Source organism: Streptomyces sp. NPDC049040 (assembly GCF_043197715.1).
Lineage (GTDB): Bacteria > Actinomycetota > Actinomycetes > Streptomycetales > Streptomycetaceae > Actinacidiphila.
The window spans coordinates 12,698-29,322 of record NZ_JBICTO010000007.1 but is presented as its reverse complement, the minus strand read 5'-3'; the positions used below and the strand labels follow the sequence as shown (position 1 = coordinate 29,322).

Annotated in this window: 13 protein-coding genes; 6 read left to right on the top strand and 7 right to left on the bottom strand. The window is 72.5% G+C overall.

What is annotated here, in order from left to right; genetic code table 11:
- The first annotated feature begins 27 nt into the window (after positions 1 to 27).
- From ACGFMP_RS19535 to ACGFMP_RS19525, 3 genes are all read left to right on the top strand, one after another.
- Entirely contained in the window at positions 28 to 807 is a 780-nt protein-coding gene (locus ACGFMP_RS19535; RefSeq protein ID WP_393673825.1) for a hypothetical protein, read from the top strand.
- Between the two features lie 105 nt (positions 808 to 912).
- Entirely contained in the window at positions 913 to 1,608 is a 696-nt protein-coding gene (locus ACGFMP_RS19530) for a DUF3558 domain-containing protein (protein ID WP_393673823.1), read from the top strand.
- 175 nt (positions 1,609 to 1,783) lie between these two features.
- Positions 1,784 to 3,385, top strand: a complete 1,602-nt coding sequence (locus tag ACGFMP_RS19525) for a DUF2637 domain-containing protein (RefSeq protein WP_393673822.1) — start codon at positions 1,784 to 1,786, stop codon at positions 3,383 to 3,385.
- 92 nt (positions 3,386 to 3,477) lie between these two features.
- Here the strand turns inward: ACGFMP_RS19525 and lysS are convergent, their stop codons facing one another.
- Entirely contained in the window at positions 3,478 to 5,202 is a 1,725-nt protein-coding gene (gene lysS / locus ACGFMP_RS19520) for a lysine--tRNA ligase (RefSeq protein ID WP_393673821.1), read from the bottom strand.
- Positions 5,203 to 5,419: 217 nt separating this feature from the next.
- Between lysS and argS the strand changes: the two genes are divergently transcribed.
- From argS to ACGFMP_RS19505, 3 genes are all read left to right on the top strand, one after another.
- Positions 5,420 to 7,216: an arginine--tRNA ligase gene (argS, locus tag ACGFMP_RS19515; protein ID WP_393673820.1), complete on the top strand. Its 1,797-nt coding sequence runs from the start codon at positions 5,420 to 5,422 to the stop codon at positions 7,214 to 7,216.
- A 97-nt stretch (positions 7,217 to 7,313) separates the two neighbouring features.
- On the top strand, positions 7,314 to 8,534 hold the full coding sequence (locus tag ACGFMP_RS19510; protein ID WP_393673819.1) for a PP2C family protein-serine/threonine phosphatase: 1,221 nt from the start codon (positions 7,314 to 7,316) through the stop codon (positions 8,532 to 8,534).
- Between the two features lie 169 nt (positions 8,535 to 8,703).
- A complete protein-coding gene (locus tag ACGFMP_RS19505; protein ID WP_393673817.1) occupies positions 8,704 to 9,882 on the top strand; it encodes an acyltransferase family protein in 1,179 nt (392 codons plus the stop codon).
- A 107-nt stretch (positions 9,883 to 9,989) separates the two neighbouring features.
- Here the strand turns inward: ACGFMP_RS19505 and hemB are convergent, their stop codons facing one another.
- From hemB to ACGFMP_RS19475, 6 genes are all read right to left on the bottom strand, one after another.
- Entirely contained in the window at positions 9,990 to 10,973 is a 984-nt protein-coding gene (hemB, locus tag ACGFMP_RS19500; RefSeq protein ID WP_393673815.1) for a porphobilinogen synthase, read from the bottom strand.
- Positions 10,974 to 11,081: 108 nt separating this feature from the next.
- On the bottom strand, positions 11,082 to 12,659 hold the full coding sequence (locus ACGFMP_RS19495; protein ID WP_393674289.1) for a uroporphyrinogen-III synthase: 1,578 nt from the start codon (positions 12,657 to 12,659) through the stop codon (positions 11,082 to 11,084).
- Between the two features lie 110 nt (positions 12,660 to 12,769).
- Positions 12,770 to 13,732, bottom strand: coding sequence for a hydroxymethylbilane synthase (gene hemC, locus ACGFMP_RS19490; protein WP_393673814.1), 963 nt, complete (start codon positions 13,730 to 13,732; stop codon positions 12,770 to 12,772).
- Entirely contained in the window at positions 13,725 to 15,062 is a 1,338-nt protein-coding gene (locus ACGFMP_RS19485; protein WP_393673812.1) for a glutamyl-tRNA reductase, read from the bottom strand. The genes hemC and ACGFMP_RS19485 overlap by 8 nt, the downstream gene beginning before the upstream one ends.
- On the bottom strand, positions 15,059 to 15,769 hold the full coding sequence (locus tag ACGFMP_RS19480; RefSeq protein ID WP_033177671.1) for a redox-sensing transcriptional repressor Rex: 711 nt from the start codon (positions 15,767 to 15,769) through the stop codon (positions 15,059 to 15,061). The genes ACGFMP_RS19485 and ACGFMP_RS19480 overlap by 4 nt, the downstream gene beginning before the upstream one ends.
- Positions 15,770 to 15,900: 131 nt before the next feature.
- Positions 15,901 to 16,617, bottom strand: a complete 717-nt coding sequence (locus tag ACGFMP_RS19475; RefSeq protein ID WP_393673810.1) for an exonuclease domain-containing protein — start codon at positions 16,615 to 16,617, stop codon at positions 15,901 to 15,903.
- Positions 16,618 to 16,625: the final 8 nt, after the last annotated feature.

Genomic DNA, 16,625 nt, shown 5'->3' with positions numbered 1-16,625 from the left:
CGGCACGTGAGGCAAGGGCTCCGCCCAGTGCGGTCAACGCGAAGGCCGCAGGTCGCGCTCGGCGCGCTGGTGGTCGCGCTCGCGGTCGGCGCGCTCGGCGCCTGTACCGGCGGCGGCGCCGACGGCTCGGCGAACGACGGCAAGTCCGCGCAGCTACCCGGCAGCGAGACCGTGTCCCCCGCGCCGCCGGGCAAGTACAAGACGCTGCCGCAGCCGTGCGCCGCCGTCGACCTGGACACCCTCAAGGCACTGGTGCCGGGTGCCGTCGACTACGCGGGGACCGAGGCGGTGACCTACGACACCGATCGTCTCGTCGGCTGCGGCTGGCAGGCGAAGACCCCCGACGGTTCGAGCCGGTCGCTGCGCATCGACATGGAGCGGGTGGTGTCGTACGACCCGGCGGTCAGCGACGAGGTCGAGGCCAAGTCCGACTTCGACGACCAGGCGGTGGCCGCGTCCATCCCGCCGCTGCCGCTGCCGGGCACGAGCCCGACCACCACACCGCCGACCAGCCCGACCACGGGCACCGGGGGCACTCCCCCGGCCGGCCCCGAGGACGGCAGTGCCGACCTCTCGCCGCGACGGCTGACGAATGTGGGAAACGCCGCATTCATCAACGACGTGGCCTCGACGCCGAAGGGCAGCCACCGCCGCGACGTGACGCTGGTCTTCCGCACCGCGAACGTCGTCGTGCGGGTCCGCTACGCACAGTCCTCGCCGACCGACGCCACGCCACCGCAGAGCGCTGACCTGCAAGGAGGCGCCGAGAAGGTGGCCGACCAGCTGGAGCACAAGGTCGAGGGCTGAGCGGCGGGCGGCACGGCCGCCCGCCGGCGACCCCTTAGGGTGGAGGGCCGACCGGCCCGGCGGCCCCGCACCTGGCCGCAGGCAGACACACGAGGACTGGGACCCATGGAACGACGACGACGCACCGCACCGCGGCCCGCCCTGCTGCTCGCCTGCGCGCTGGCTGTCCCCGCGGTTCTGCTCGCAGGCTGCTCGTCGGGCGGCGGTTCCGACTCAGACGGCGCCGGGAGTACGGACACCGCGGCCGGCACGCCGACGACCCCCACGCTCGCCCCTGCGAAGTACTCCGCGCTCCCCAGCGGCTGCGCCACGGTCGCCAGGGCCACCATCACCGCGCTGGTGCCGAAGGCCAAGGTGCCGGGCGGCACGGCCGCGGCCGACGACAACGGGGCCCGCGGCGGCTGCTCCTGGACCGGCAACGGCTCCGACGGCTACCAGTACCGCTGGCTCTCGGTGACTTTGCAGCGCTTCAGCTCCACCGCGTCCGCCTCCGCGGACCAGCAGGCCAAGGACCGCTACACCGAGCAGATCGCGCTGCTGCGCAAGGCGCCGGGCGCCACCACCTCCGTCGTGACGGGCGTCGGCGACCAGGCGGGTTCCGTCGCGGCGAAGGCGACCGTGGCCAAGGTCACCTCGCAGAACGACACGCTCGTGGCACGCACCGGGAACGTCGTGGTGATCGTCGAGTTCAACGGCGCGGGCCTCGAAGGCAAGAAGAACCCGACCGCCACCACCGTGCGGGACGGCGCGCAGCGGGCCGCCAAGGACGTCGTCGCGGCGGTCGTCGGCGCCAACAGCTGACGTCCGCCACCGCCTCGGCGGGGCGGTCGCGGCGGCGAACACGTAACAAACGCTGCCCCGCCCGTCCGTAATCCATCAGCAATCCGTACGTTTGTCCGGCGAGGGTGCCGCCGGAGGGCCATTCGCGTATGACAGTCTGGGGCGGCCAGTTGCCGAGCGGCAGGAGGGGTCGCGGGTGGCCGCGATACATTTGACCCGGACACACCGGATATTGGTCGGGGTGGTCGTCGCCGGCGCTGTGGTGATCGCCGGAATCGGCTTCGCCGGTTCCTACGCCGCGGTGCGCACGCTCGCGCTGGACAAGGGCTTCGGCTGGTTCGCAAATGTCTTCCCGATCGGCGTCGACGCGGGCATCGTGGTGCTGCTCTCGCTCGACCTGCTGCTGACCTGGCTGCGCATCCCGTTCCCGCTGCTGCGGCAGACGGCATGGCTGCTGACCGCCGCGACGATCGCCTTCAACGGCGCCGCGGCCTGGCCCGACCCGCTGGGTGTGGGCATGCACGCGATCATCCCGGTGCTCTTCGTGGTGTCGGTCGAGGCCGCGCGGCACGCGATCGGCCGGGTCGCCGACATCACCGCCGACAAGCACATGGAGTCGGTGCGCATCACCCGCTGGCTGCTCGCGCCCTTCCCGACCTTCCGGCTGTGGCGGCGGATGAAGCTGTGGGAGCTGCGCAGCTACGAGGAGGTCATCAGGCGCGAGCAGGACCGGCTGGTCTACCGGGCCAGGCTGCGCGCCAGGTACGGCGTCGCGTGGCGCCGCAAGGCCCCGGTCGAGGCGATCATGCCGCTGCGGCTGGCGAAGTACGGGGTGCCGCTGACCGAGACCGCGGAGGCCGGCCTCGCCGCCGCGGGCATCGAACCGCACGCGCCGGTCGCGGAGTTGACGGCGGCGCCGGAGCCGGTGGCGGCGGCCGCGCAGCCGGCGGACGGGCCGGCGAAGCAGCAGGAGAAGCCGCAGCCGGCCGAGCAGCCCGCGGAGCAGCCCGACGACGTGCCCGAGCCGCTGTACGCCGAGCAGGTCTACGGGCACCCCTACGATCCGCGCTACGACCCGCACTTCGACCCGCGCTACGACCCGCGGTACGACCCCCGCTACGCCTACGACCAGCAGATGCAACAGCAGATGCAGCAGTGGCAGGGCGCGCCGCACAACAGCCCCTGGTTCGCGGCCCAGCAGGGCTACGTGCAGAACCCGCAGTACGGGCCGCAGCCCGAGATGGTCCCGCAGCCCGACGTGGCCCCCGAGCCGGAGCCCGAGCCCGCGGGCCAGATACGGGTCCCGGCCGGCCCGAACCGCACCCGCCCGCTGGGCGGCGCCGCGACCGCGGCCGTGAACGGCGCCAACGGGGTCAACGGCAACCACCTGCGGACGATCCCCGCCCCGCGCACCGAGGACTTCCCCGGCCAGACCCAGGCACAGGCCCCGCAGCAAGCCCAGGCACAGGCACAAACCCAGGCCCAGGCCCCGCAGCAGCAGGCGCAGCCGGTGCGGGAGTTCGCACCCGCGCCCGAGCCGGCGGCGGAAGCCGAGCAGGGCCCCGCGCCCGAGTCGGGGCTCGACATACCCGACGGCGTCTCGGTGGAGGAGGCCTACTTCGCCGCCTACCGCCAATACGTGCGCGAGCAGGGGCACTTCCCCAACGCCCGGCAGTTCGCCCGCTACCTGCCCAGCCTGTACGGCGGCACCGCCCCCGAGGAGCGCCACCTGGTCGCGTCCATCCGCGACATGCGCTACCGCTTCCAGTCCGAGGCCGACACCGAGCACATCCCGTAGATCGCGGGCGGGGTCACTGACGGCGAAAGGGCCGGGTGGAGAGATCCACCCGGCCCTTTCCGTTGCCTTCAGGGCCACCGCGGGCCCCGGCGTCAGCCGCCGGCGCCCAGCAGGGTCCGCACCCGGTCCTGGCCGACCGCGAGCAGCAGCGTCGGCAGCCGGGGGCCGGTGTCGCGGCCGACCAGCAGCTCGTAGAGCAGCGCGAAGAAGGACCGCTGCGCGACCTTGAGCTCCGCGGTCGGCTTGGCGTCCGGTTCGAGACCGGCCTGGACCTTCGGCACCGCGTAGACCAGGGTCGTCAGGCCGTCGAGCGACCAGTGCGACCCGAGCCCTTCCGCCAGCAGCTTCAGCGCGCCCCGCTCGCTGTCGCCCAGCGCGGCGAGCCTGGCGGTGTCGGGCTCGGCCCGCACCACGGTCCGCTGCTCGGCCGGGACCTGGGTGGAGATCCACGCCTCGGCCCGGTCCAGCCGCGGGCGGGCCTCGTCGAGCGAGGCCAGCGGGTGTCCGGGGTCAAGCTCCGAGAGGATCCGCAGGGTCTGCTGCTCGGCGCCCGCGGTGATGTCGGCGACCGAGGCCAGTGTCCGGTAGGGCAGCGGCCTGGGCGTGCGGGGCAGCTCACCGGCGGCGGTGCCGGCCGCCCGGGCGTGGGCGGCGACGTCGGCGGGCAGCGCGGTGCCGTCCTCGACCTTGCGGGTCAGCGCGTCCCACTCGTCGTAGAGCCGCTGGATCTCCTGGTCGAAGGCGATCTTGAAGGACTGGTTGGGACGGCGGCGGGCGTAGAGCCAGCGCAGGATCTGCGGCTCCATGATCCGCAGCGCGTCGGACGGGACCGGCACCCCGCCCTTGGACGAGGACATCTTCGCCATGCCGGAGATGCCGACGAAGGCGTACATCGGCCCGATCGGCTGCTTCCCGCCGAAGATCGGCCCGACGATCTGCCCGCCGACCTGGAAGGACGACCCGGGAGACGAGTGGTCGACGCCGGACGGCTCGAAGACGACGCCCTCGTAGGCCCAGCGCATCGGCCAGTCGACCTTCCAGACCAGCTTGCCGCGGTCGAACTCGCTGAGCAGCACGGTCTCGCTGTGCCCGCACGCGCAGGTGTAGGTCAGCTCGGTCGTCTCGTCGTCGTACGCGGTGACCGTGGTGAGGTCCTTGCCGCACTGCCCGCAGTAGGGCTTGTACGGGAAGTACCCGGCGCCGCTCCCGCTGCCGTCGTCCTCCTCGGCCGCGCCGGAGCCCTGCTCCGCGGCCAACTCCGCCTCGTCCACCGGCTTCTGCGACTGCTTGGCGGGGGCCTTCTTGGTGCGGTACTGGGCCAGGATCGCGTCGATGTCGGCGCGGTGCCGCATGGCGTGCAGGACCTGCTCCCGGTAGGCGCCCGCCGTGTACTGCGCGGTCTGGCTGATGCCGTCGTACTCGACGCCCAGCTCGGCAAGCGCCTCCGACATCCCGGCCTTGAAGTGCTCCGCCCAGTTCGGATACGGGGAGCCGGCGGGGGCCGGCACCGAGGTCAGCGGCCTGCCGATGTGCTCGGCCCAGGAGTCGTCGACGCCCTCGATGCCCTGGGGCACCTTGCGGTAGCGGTCGTAGTCGTCCCAGGAGATCAGGTGCCGCACCTCGTGGCCGCGCCGCCTGATCTCGTCGGCGACCAGGTGCGGGGTCATGACCTCGCGGAGGTTGCCCAGGTGGATCGGCCCTGAGGGGCTGAGCCCGGACGCGACGACTACGGGTTTCCCGGGTGCGCGGCGCTCCGACTCGGCGATGACGTCGTCCGCGAAACGGGAGACCCAGTCGGTCTCGGTGCTGCCAGCCACGGCTCTACCTTCCTGGTCGGCGGGGCCGCCCCTGAGGCGCCCCGGCCGCTCCAGTCTCCCAGACCCGCGGCCCCCCGTGCCGCCACCCTGTGGACGACCGGGGTCCCGGCCCGCCCCTGTGGACAAACCATTCGCCCCGCCCGGCGCACGTGGGAGACTGGTACGTCGGCGCACCGGCGCCGGCGTCCACGATCCCGACACACGAAACGGCACCTCCATGGCCTCGGTCGCTTCCCTTTCCGCCTCGCTCCAGCAGCGTGTCTCGGCCGCCCTCGCGGCGGCCGTGCCGTCGGCCGCAGGTGCCGACCCGCTGCTGCGCCGAAGCGACCGGGCGGACTTCCAGGCCAACGGGGTGCTCGGCCTGGCCAAGCGGCAGAAGGCCAACCCGCAGGCGCTCGCGGCCGAGGTCGTCGCCGCCCTGCCCACCGCGGGCGAGGGCGACGGCAAGGGCGACGACACGATCGCCGCCGTCGAGGTGTCGGGTCCCGGCTTCCTCAACATCACGGTGTCCGACGCCGCCATCACCCGGAATCTCGCCGCCCGGGCCGCCGACGACCGGCTCGGCGTGCCCGTCAAGGAGCACCCGGGCATCACCGTGGTGGATTACGCGCAGCCGAACGTCGCCAAGGAGATGCACGTCGGCCACCTGCGGTCGTCGGTGATCGGCGACGCGATCGTGAAGATCCTGGAGTTCGGCGGCGAGCAGGTCGTCCGCAGGCACCACATCGGCGACTGGGGCACCCAGTTCGGCATGCTCGTGCAGTATCTGATCGAGCACCCGCACGAGCTCGACCACAGCGAGGGCGAGGGCGACACCGGCGAGGCCTCGATGTCCCGCCTCGACCGGACGTACAAAGCGTCGGGCGCGCTCTTCAGGTCCGACGAGGCCTTCAAGGAGCGGGCCAGGCGGCGGGTGGTGGACCTCCAGGCGGGCGACCCGGAGACGATCGCGCTGTGGCAGCGGTTCGTGGACGAGTCGAAGATCTACTTCGACTCCGTGTACGGGAAGCTCGACATCGAGATCCGCGACGAGGACATCGTCGGCGAGTCGGGTTACAACGACATGCTGGTGGAGACCTGCGACCTGCTGGAGAAGTCCGGTGTCGCGGTGTGGTCCAACGGCGCGCTGTGCGTGTTCTTCGACGACATCAAGGGCAAGGACGGCGAGCCGGTCCCGCTGATCGTGCGCAAGACCGACGGCGGCTTCGGCTACGCGGCCACCGACCTGTCCGCGATCCGCAACAGGACCGGTGACCTGCACGCCGACACCCTGCTCTACGTGGTCGACGTCCGGCAGTCGCTGCACTTCCGGATGGTCTTCGAGACCGCAAGGCGGGCCGGCTGGCTGACCGAGGACGTCACCGCCAGGCACCTGCCCTTCGGCACCCTGCTGGGCAAGGACGGCAAGCCCTTCAAGACCAGGGCCGGCGAGAGCGTCCGGCTGGAGGACCTGCTGGACGAGGCGGTGCAGCGGGCCACGGCGGTGGTGCGGGAGAAGGGCGAGAAGATCGGCCTGACCGAGGAGGAGATCACCGCCAACGGCACCCAGGTCGGCATCGGCGCGGTGAAGTACGCCGACCTGTCCACCTCACTGGGCCGGGACTACGTCTTCGACCTCGACCGGATGGTGTCGCTGAACGGCGACACGAGCGTCTACGTCCAGTACGCCTACGCCAGGACCCGGTCCATCTTCCGCAAGGCCGCGCAGGGGCAGCAGGCGGTGGCGCACCCTGAGCTGGCCCTGGAGCCGGCCGAGCGGGCGCTCGGCCTGCACCTCGACGCGTTCGGCGACACCCTCGCCGAGATCGCCGAGGTCTACGAGCCGCACCGGCTGGCGTCCTACCTCTTCCAGCTGGCGTCGCTCTTCACCACCTTCTACGAGCAGTGCCCGGTGCTCACCGCCGCCGGCGGCCCCGCCGAGGTGGAGAACAGGCTGTTCCTCTGCGACCTGACCGCCCGCACCCTGCGGCAGGGCCTGGCGCTGCTCGGCATCCGCACACCCGAGCGGCTCTGACGCCGCCGCCCGCCCGCCGTGCCCGGCGGGCGGGCCGCCGCCACCTGTGGTCCGATGGTGGGTACGGCAGTGACGGCACGAGGCGGGCGGACGGCACGTGACGGATCCGGAGATCGACTACCGGGCGGTGTACAACAGGCTGCCCGCCGGTATCGCGCTGCTGACCCCGGACCTCTGCTACGCCGACGCGAACGAGGCGTACCTGGCCCTCGCCGGCCGCCCTTTCTCCCAGCTGGCCGGCCGCTACATCTTCGACGTCTTCCCCGACAGCCCCGAGCGCGCGGAGACCGCGAACGGCCCGACCAGCCTCGGTGCCTCCTTCCGGCACGTGCTCGCCACCAGGGAGCGCGACAGCCTCGCCCTCCAGCGCTACGACGTCGAGGTCGCCGACAAGCCGGGCACGTACGAGGAGCGGTACTGGAGCACGATCAACACGCCGATCCTCGACAGCGACGGCGAGGTCGCCCTCATCGCGCACCGGGTCGAGGAGGTCACGGCCTTCATGCGGACCAAGGACAAGGGCGCCGCGGACCGCAAGCTCCAGGCCGAGCTGTACATGCGCGCCCGCGAGCTCCAGGAGATCAACGAGCGGATGCGCAAGGCGCACGCCAGGGAGCGGGAGGTCGCGCTCACCTTGCAGGCCGCGCTGCTGCCCGCGCCGCAGCCGGTCGGCCACCGGGCCGCCGTCCGCTACCAGCCCGCGGTCAGCGCCCTCAACGTGTGCGGCGACTGGTACGACCTGGTGGACCTGCCGGACGACCGCACCGCGGTGGCCGTCGGTGACGTGGTCGGCCACGGGCTGACCGCGGCCTGCGTGATGGGCCAGCTCAGAAGCGCCCTGAGCGCAGCCTCCCGGGTCACCTCGGGCCCCGCGGAGTCGCTGGACGCGCTCGGGCTCTACGCCAGGTCGGTGGAGGGAGCCGAGTCCACCACCGTGGTCAAGGCCTTCATCGACTGGCCTTCCCGCACCATCGCCTACAGCAACGCGGGGCACCCGCCGGCCGCGCTGCTGCACCCTGACGGCACCGTCGACTTCCTCGACCAGGCGACGGACCCGCCGCTCGGCGCCCGGCCGTTTCACCAGCCCCGCCCGGAGGCCCGCGTCGGCTTCACCGAGGGATCCACCCTGGTCCTCTACACCGACGGCCTCATCGAGCGGCGCCGCGAGGACATCGACGTCGGCCTCGCCCGGCTGGCGGCGGCGCTCGGCCGCCGCCCGGGGTCGGACCCCGAGACGCTGGCGGACGCGCTGCTCACCGAGCTGATCCCGCCGACCGGCGCGACCGACGACACGGCCCTGGTCGTCCTGCGGCTCTGAGCACCGCGCGGAGGCGGGGCGTCCGCCGCCTCCCGGACAGCGGAAGTTCATGAAAAATGCTCGCCCCGGCAAGTCCGGGGTAGCTTGTTTCCCGCACGTGTTCGTATCGCGTGCGGCGTGACGCCGAGGCGGCCGTTGAAACGGCCGAGCAGAAGGCAGGACCCAACCGATGACATCACCTGTGGACGAGGGCCGGCTCCTCCCCAGGCAGGCCGCCGTGCCGCTGCCTGCCCCCGAGCCCCGCCCTGACACCGACGGCCGCCCCGCGCCGCCGGTGGCGAAGCGTCCCGGCAAGAGGCGGCTCTACGTTCTGGACGGACTGCGGCTGGTCGCCGCGCTCATGGTCGTCGCCTACCACTACCTCGGGTACAACCGCTCGCATCCGTGGGGCAAGAGCAACGCGGTGATCTTCCCTTCCCTGCACCGCCTGGCCATCTACGGCTGGCTCGGCGTGTACCTCTTCTTCCTGATCAGCGGCTTCGTGATCTGCATGTCCTGCTGGGGGCGCACCCCACGGCAGTTCATGGTGTCGCGCTTCATCCGGCTGTACCCGGCCTACTGGGTCGCCCTGATCATGACGACGACGGTGCTGTGGCTGCGCCCGGGCGGCTCGAACCTGCGGCTCACCGACGTGCTGACCAACGCCACCATGGTCCAGCAGGGCCTGGGCGCCCCCAACGTGGACGGCGTCTACTGGTCGCTGTGGGCGGAGCTGCGCTTCTACCTGCTCTTCGCCGTCGTCGCCGTGATGGGCGTGACCTACCGCAGGGTCGTCAGCTTCTGCGTGATCTGGCTGGTCGCGGCGGTCGTCGCCGAGCAGTCCGACAGCGATCTGCTGACGCTGCTGGCCGACCCCCAGTACGCGCCGTTCTTCATCGGCGGCGTGGCCATCTACCTGATGTACCGCTTCGGCCCGCGGCCCGAGTTGTGGCTGCTGATCGCCGCGTCCTGGCTCGACGGGCAGCACCAGATGTACGGGCTCGCGGCGGGCGCCTCCAACGTCGCCAAGAGCCATGTGTCCTGGGCGGTGTCGGTGGTCTTGATGACGGTCTTCTTCGGGCTGGTGATCGCGGCGGCCCTGGGCAAGCTGAGCTTCTTCAACTGGCGCTGGCTCACCGTGGCCGGCTCGATGACCTACCCGCTGTACCTGATCCACGAGGACATCGGCTGGGAGATCATCCGCCACACCCACGACCACCTGCCGCCCTACGTGCTGCTCGTCGGCCTGGTCCTGGTGATGCTGCTGGCGTCCTACCTCATCCAGCGGCTCATCGAGCAGCCCACGGCCCGGCGGCTCAAGGACTGGCTGTCCCCGGCCCGTGCGGCCTCGGTGCGGGCGCCGTCCTAGGACGGACCAGGAACCGACGCGACGCCGCCCCCGGCACTGCCGGGGGCGGCGTCGTCACAAGCGGGCGTCACCAACAGGCGTCACCAACAGGCGTCACCGTCCGGGTGTCACAGGCGGTGCGCGACCTCCGTCGCCCAGTACGTGAGGATCATGTTGGCGCCCGCGCGGCGGATCGAGGTGAGCGTCTCCATGATGGTGCGGTCGCGGTCGATCCAGCCGTTCGCCGCCGCCGCCTCGACCATCGCGTACTCGCCGGAGATCTGGTAGGCCGCCACCGGCACGTCCACCGTGTCGGCGACCTTGCGCAGCACGTCGAGGTAGGGCAGTGCGGGCTTGACCATCACCATGTCGGCGCCCTCCGCGAGGTCGAGCGCCAGCTCGCGCATCGACTCGCGGAAGTTCGCCGGGTCCTGCTGGTAGGTCTTCCGGTCGCCCTTGAGCGAGGAGTTCACAGCCTCGCGGAAGGGGCCGTAGAAGGCGGAGGCGTACTTGGCGGTGTAGGCCAGGATCGCCACGTCCTGCCGGCCGATCTCGTCAAGGGCGTCACGGACGACACCGACCTGGCCGTCCATCATCCCGGAGGGGCCGACCACGTGGACGCCCGCGTCCGCCTGGACCTGGGCCATCTCCGCGTAGCGTTCGAGGGTCGCGTCGTTGTCGACCCGGCCCTCGGCGTCCAGGACGCCGCAGTGGCCGTGGTCGGTGTACTCGTCAAGGCACAGGTCGGACATGACGACCATCGCGTCGCCGACCTCGTCGACGACGTCCCTGATCGCCAGCTGCAGGATGCCGTCCGGCTCCGTGCCCTGGCTGCCGATCGCGTCCTTGACCTCGGGCACCCCGAACAGCATGATCCCGCCGACCCCGGCGGACGCGGCCTCGACGGCCGCCTTGCGCAGGGTGTCCCGGGTGTGCTGGAAGACGCCCGGCATCGAGGAGATCGCCTGCGGTTCGCTGATGCCCTCCCGTACGAAGACCGGCAGGATCAACTCCGCCGGGTTCAGCCGGGTCTCGGCGACCAGTCGCCGCATCGCAGGGCTGGTGCGCAGCCGCCGCGGCCGCGTACCGGGAAACTCGCCGTAGCTCACCATGTCTCCACGGTACGCCCGCGCCGCGCGTGCTCTTCCCGACGCCGAGTCGGCGCCGGGCAGGGCAGCGCGGCGCCCACCGTGCCCGGGGAGAGCGCCCCCTGGCGGCCCTCAGACGCGGGCGCGGCGCCGGGCGCCGGGGCGGCGCTCGCTCGGGCGGGTGACCGGGTCGCCCGCGGCGCCCGCGGCCTCGCGGCGGGCGAGGCCGAAGTCGGCGAGGGCCTGGGCGAGGGCGTGCACGGACGGCTCGGGGGCCATCACGTCGACCCGCAGCCCGTGCTCCTCCGCCGTCTTGGCCGTGGCCGGCCCGATGCAGGCGATCACGGTGACGTTGTGCGGCTTGCCCGCGATGCCGACCAGATTCCGCACGGTCGAGGACGAGGTGAAGAGGACCGCGTCGAAGCCGCCGCCCTTGATGGCCTCACGGGTGTCGGCCGGCGGGGGCGACGCCCGGACGGTGCGGTAGGCGGTGACGTCGTCGACCTCCCAGCCCAGCTCGACCAGGCCGGCGACCAGCGTCTCGGTGGCGATGTCGGCGCGCGGCAGGAACACCCGGTCGATCGGGTCGAAGACCGGGTCGTAGGGCGGCCAGTCCTCCAGCAGCCCGGCGGCCGACTGCTCGCCGCTGGGCACCAGGTCCGGCTTGACGCCGAACTCGACCAGCGACTGGGCGGTCTGCTCGCCGACCGCGGCGACCTTTATCCCGGCGAACGCACGGGCGTCGAGCCCGTACTCCTCGAACTTCTCCCGTACGGCCTTGACCGCGTTGACCGAGGTGAAGGCGATCCACTCGTAGCGCCCGGTGACCAGGCCCTTGACCGCGCGCTCCATCTGCTGCGGGGTGCGCGGGGGTTCCACCGCGATGGTCGGCACCTCATGCGGCACCGCGCCGTACGAGCGCAGCTGGTCGGAGAGCGACGCGGCCTGCTCCTTCGTCCGCGGCACGAGCACCCGCCAGCCGAACAGCGGCTTGGTCTCGAACCACGACAGGTGTTCGCGCTGGCCGGCCCGCTCCCCGACCACGGCTATCGCCGCGATGGGTCCCTCGGGGGTGGGCAGCGCCTTGGTCGCCTTGAGTTCCGCGGCGATGGTGGCGAGGGTGGCGGTCCAGGTGCGCTGCCTGGTGGTGGTGCCGGCGACGGTCACCGACAGCAGGGTGTCCGGCTTGCGCCCGGAGCCGATCAGCTCGGCGGCGGTCGCGGCGACGGTCTGCAGGGTGGTGGAGACCACCAGCGTGGCGTCGCTCGCGCCGACCTCGCTCCAGCACCGGTCGGAGGCGGTCGCGGCGTCCACGAACCGTACGTCGCCGCTGAGCGGCACACCGGCGTAGGCGGGGACGCCCACCGCGCTGGCGATGCCGGGCACGACCTCGAAGGGGATGCCCGCTTGGGCGCAGGCCAGCATCTCGGCGGCGGCGCAGGCGTCGAGGCCGGGGTCGCCGGCCACGGCACGCACCACCCGCTTGCCGGTCCGCGCGGACGCCATGACAAGCTGTGAGGCGGCATCGGCAATGGCGGTGGTGTCCAACACCTCGCCGTCCACGGCCGGTTCTGCCGTGTTCACGTCCGCGGGGGCGTGGGTGCGGACGACGTCGAGCACGGGCCGGTCGCCGACCAGGAGGTCGGCGAGGGCGAGCGCTTCGACGGCGCGCAGGGTCAGCAGCCCGGGGTCACCGGGCCCGGCACCCAGGAAGGTGACGTGACCGGTGGCGGACCGCCCGGCGGAGCCGGGACTTGCGGTGCCGGCCGAAAGGGCCGTACCGGCGGCGGTGTTCGTCGTAGCAGCGACGGCGGCGGGGTTCAAAGTGCGCGCTCCCCCATAAGACCGGCTGCACCCTTGGCGAGCATCTCGGCGGCGAGTTCGCGGCCAAGGGCGCGCGCTTCGTCGTCGGACGCCGGTGCGGTACCGGTGATGGACATCTGCACCAGCGAGGTGCCGTCGGTGGTGCCGACGACGCCGCGCAGGCGCAGCTCGGTAGTCTGCCCGTCGGCCACCAGGTCGGCCAGCGCGCCCACGGGGGCGCTGCAGCCGGCCTCGAGGGCGGCGAGCAGGGATCGCTCGGCGGTCACGGCGACCCGGGTGAACGGGTCGTCGAGCCCGGCGAGCTGTGCGGCCAGCTCCGGGTTGGAAGCGGCGCACTCGACGGCCAGTGCCCCCTGGCCGGGGGCGGGCAGTACGGCGTCGGCGGCGATCAGCTCGGTCGCCTCCGCGATCCTGCCGATACGGTTCAGCCCGGCGGCGGCCAGCACGACGGCGTCGAGCTTGCCGGAAGTAACGTACCCGATCCTGGTGTCAACGTTGCCACGGATCGGGACCGTCTCGACATTCCGGCCGTGTGACCGCGCCCACGCGTTGAGCTGGGCCATCCGGCGGGGCGACCCGGTGCCGATCCTGGCGCCGGGCGGCAGTGCCGCGAAGGTGAGGCCGTCCCTGGCGACCAGCGCGTCCCGCGGGTCCTCGCGGACCGGGACCGCGGCCAGCGTCAGACCCTCGGGGGCGGCGGTGGGCAGGTCCTTCAGGCTGTGCACGGCGAAGTCGATCTCGCCGGCGAGCAGCGCGTCGCGCAGCGCGGAGACGAAGACTCCGGTGCCGCCGATCTGGGCCAGGCTCTCTCTGGAGACGTCGCCGTAGGTGGTGATCTCCACGAGGTCGACGTCCCGTCCGGTCAGCGCGCGGACCTGGTCCGCGACCATCCCTGACTGGGCCATCGCCAGCTTGCTCTTCCGGGTGCCGAGCCGTAGGGCACGTACCGGGTTATTCATTGCCGCCCTCAATTCGGTTGGGCACCCGGGCCGGAGGCCTGGGGGTTTCGGCCCGGCTGACGGCGGCGACCGCCTGCGGGTCGAGGTCGAAGAGTTCCCGCAGCGCGTCGGCGTACCCGGCGCCGCCGGGCTCGCCCGCGAGCTGCTTGACCCGCACGGTCGGCGCGTGCAGGAGCTTGTCGACGACGCGGCGCACGGTCTGGGTGATCTCCGCGCGTTCCTTGTCGTCCAGATCGGGCAGCCTACCGTCGAGCCGGGAAAGTTCACCCGCCACGACGTCCGCCGCCATGGCGCGCAGCGCCACCACCGTGGGGGTGATCCGGGCGGCGCGCTGGGCGGCGCCGAAGGCGGCGACCTCCTCGGCGACGATCGCCTCGACCGCGTCCACGTCGGCGGCCATCGGCGCGTCGGCGGACGCGGCGGCCAGCGACTCTATGTCGGCCAGCCGTACATCTTCGAGGTCGTGCGCGGCCGGGTCGACATCGCGCGGCATGGCCAGGTCGAGTACGGCGAGCGGGCCCGCCGCCCGCAGGTCGTCCGCGGTGAGCACCAGCCCGGTGGACCCGGTGCAGGACACCACGAGGTCGGCGTCGGCGAGCGCGGGTCCGAGCTCGGCCATGGTCACCGCGCGGGCGTCGGCGCCCTGCTCGGTGAGCAGCCGGGCCAGCCGGACGGCGCGCTCGGCGGTGCGGTTGGCGATCGTCAGCCGGGCGACCCCGGCGCGGGCCAGGGTCGCGGCGGCCAGCGACGACATGGAGCCGGCGCCGACCACCAGGGCCCGCTTGCCCTCCAGCGAGCCGGTCGCGGGGGCGAGCTGGGCCAGGCCGAAGGTGACGAGCGACTGGCCCGCCCGGTCGATGCCGGTCTCGGAGTGGGCGCGCTTGCCGACCCGCAGGGCCTGCTGGAAGAGGTCGTTGAGCAGCCGGCCCGCGGTGTGCAGCTCCTGGCCGACCGCGAGCGCGTCCTTGATCTGCCCGAGGATCTGGCCCTCGCCGACGACCATCGAGTCCAGGCCACAGGCCACCGACAGCAGGTGGTGGACGGCCCGGTCCTCGTAGTGCACGTACAGGTAAGGGGTCAGCTCGTCGAGGCCGACGCCGCTGTGCTGGGCGAGCAGCGTGGACAGCTCGGCGACACCAGCGTGGAATTTGTCGACGTCGGCGTACAGCTCGATGCGGTTGCAGGTGGACAGCGCCACCGCCTCGCTCGCGGGCTCGGCGGCCAGCGTGTCCTGGAGCAGCTTGGCGCGCGCGTCCTCGGTGAGCGCGGCCCGCTCCAGCACGCTCACCGGCGCACTGCGATGCGAGAGCCCGACGACCAGCAAACTCATGCGGGCATCACGGCGGGTACGTCCCCGTCGGGCTCCTGGCGCCCTTCACCGGCCTTGCGCTGCTCGTGGAACGCGAGGATCTGCAGCTCGATGGACAGATCGACCTTGCGTACGTCCACGCCGTCCGGCACCGAGAGCACGGTGGGGGCGAAGTTGAGGATCGAGGTCACCCCGGCGTTGACCAGCCGGTCGGTGACCTCCTGTGCGGCGCCCGCCGGGGTCGCGATGACCCCGATCGACACCTGGTTGTCGGCGACGATCGCTTCCAGCTCGTCGATGTGCCGTACCGGGAGTCCCGCGACCAGCCGCCCGGCAAGCGACGCGTCGGCGTCGAGCAGGGCCGCGACACGGAATCCGCGGGAGGCGAACCCGCCGTAGTTGGCGAGGGCGGCGCCGAGGTTGCCGATACCGACGATGACGACCGGCCAGTCCTGGGTGAGGCCCAGCTCGCGGCTGATCTGGTAGACGAGGTATTCGACGTCGTAGCCGACGCCCCTGGTCCCGTACGAGCCGAGATAGGAGAAGTCCTTGCGCAGCTTGGCCGAGTTGACCCCGGCAGCGGCGGCGAGCTCCTCCGAGGACACGGTGGGCACGGAGCGCTCGGACAGAGCGGTCAGCGCCCGCAGGTACAGCGGAAGCCTGGCGACGGTGGCCTCGGGAATCCCTCGGCTGCGGGTCGCCGGTCGGTGCGATCGGCCAGTTGCCACGGTGCTCCTGCGGGTAGAGCTGGGCTGAGGGCGACCACGGCCTTTGGGGCCGCCCCGTGCGTGCCAGGCTATGTCTTTGTGAACGCGTGCACAAAGATGGTGTCCGTTTTGCCCGGCGGAAGTGATGGGCATCACGCGCTCCCATTACGGACATTGGGCACGCTTTGCCATGGCGAATCGTTGCTGCGGCGCTTCCAGAGTGCGTCGGCGGCCGCCGGCAGGCCAGGGGCCTCGGGCCAGTGGACACCTGCGGCCTGCGCCAACTGCCGCTCCAGCGGCGAACCGCCGGCGGTGCCCGCACCGGCGGCGGCATCACGGGACCGCGCCACAAAGTGGCCGAAAAGCGCCGCCGTGGCGCGGGCGTCGCCGAGCGCGGTGTGCGGGGCCCAGCCGGTCACCCCGAGCGCCTGCGCGCACGCGCGCAGCGACAGGCCGTAGGGCGCCGGCTCGTCCCGGTGGCTCTCGGCGGCCATCCGCATGGTGCACAGCTCGGGTACCGCGGGCAGCCGCACACCCACCCGGGCGTACTCGGCGGCCAGGAACGCCCGGTCGCAGCCGACGTTGTGCCCGACCAGGACGCGGCCGCGCAGCAGCGTCAGCAGCCGGGCGGCGATCCCCGCGAAGCGCGGTGCGCCGCCGAGGTGCGCCGGCTCGATGCCGTGGATGTGGGTCGGGCCGACCGGGCCCTGCGGGTCCACGAGGGTGGTGAACTCACCCTCGGGTTCGAGATCGCGGTCGAGCAGGACCAGCGCCAGCTCGACGACGCGGTGCCGCCTGGAGGAGGAGCCGGTCGCCTCGACGTCGACCACCGCGTAGCCGCTCACCGGGATCCTCGGCACCGGGGGCACTCGGCACG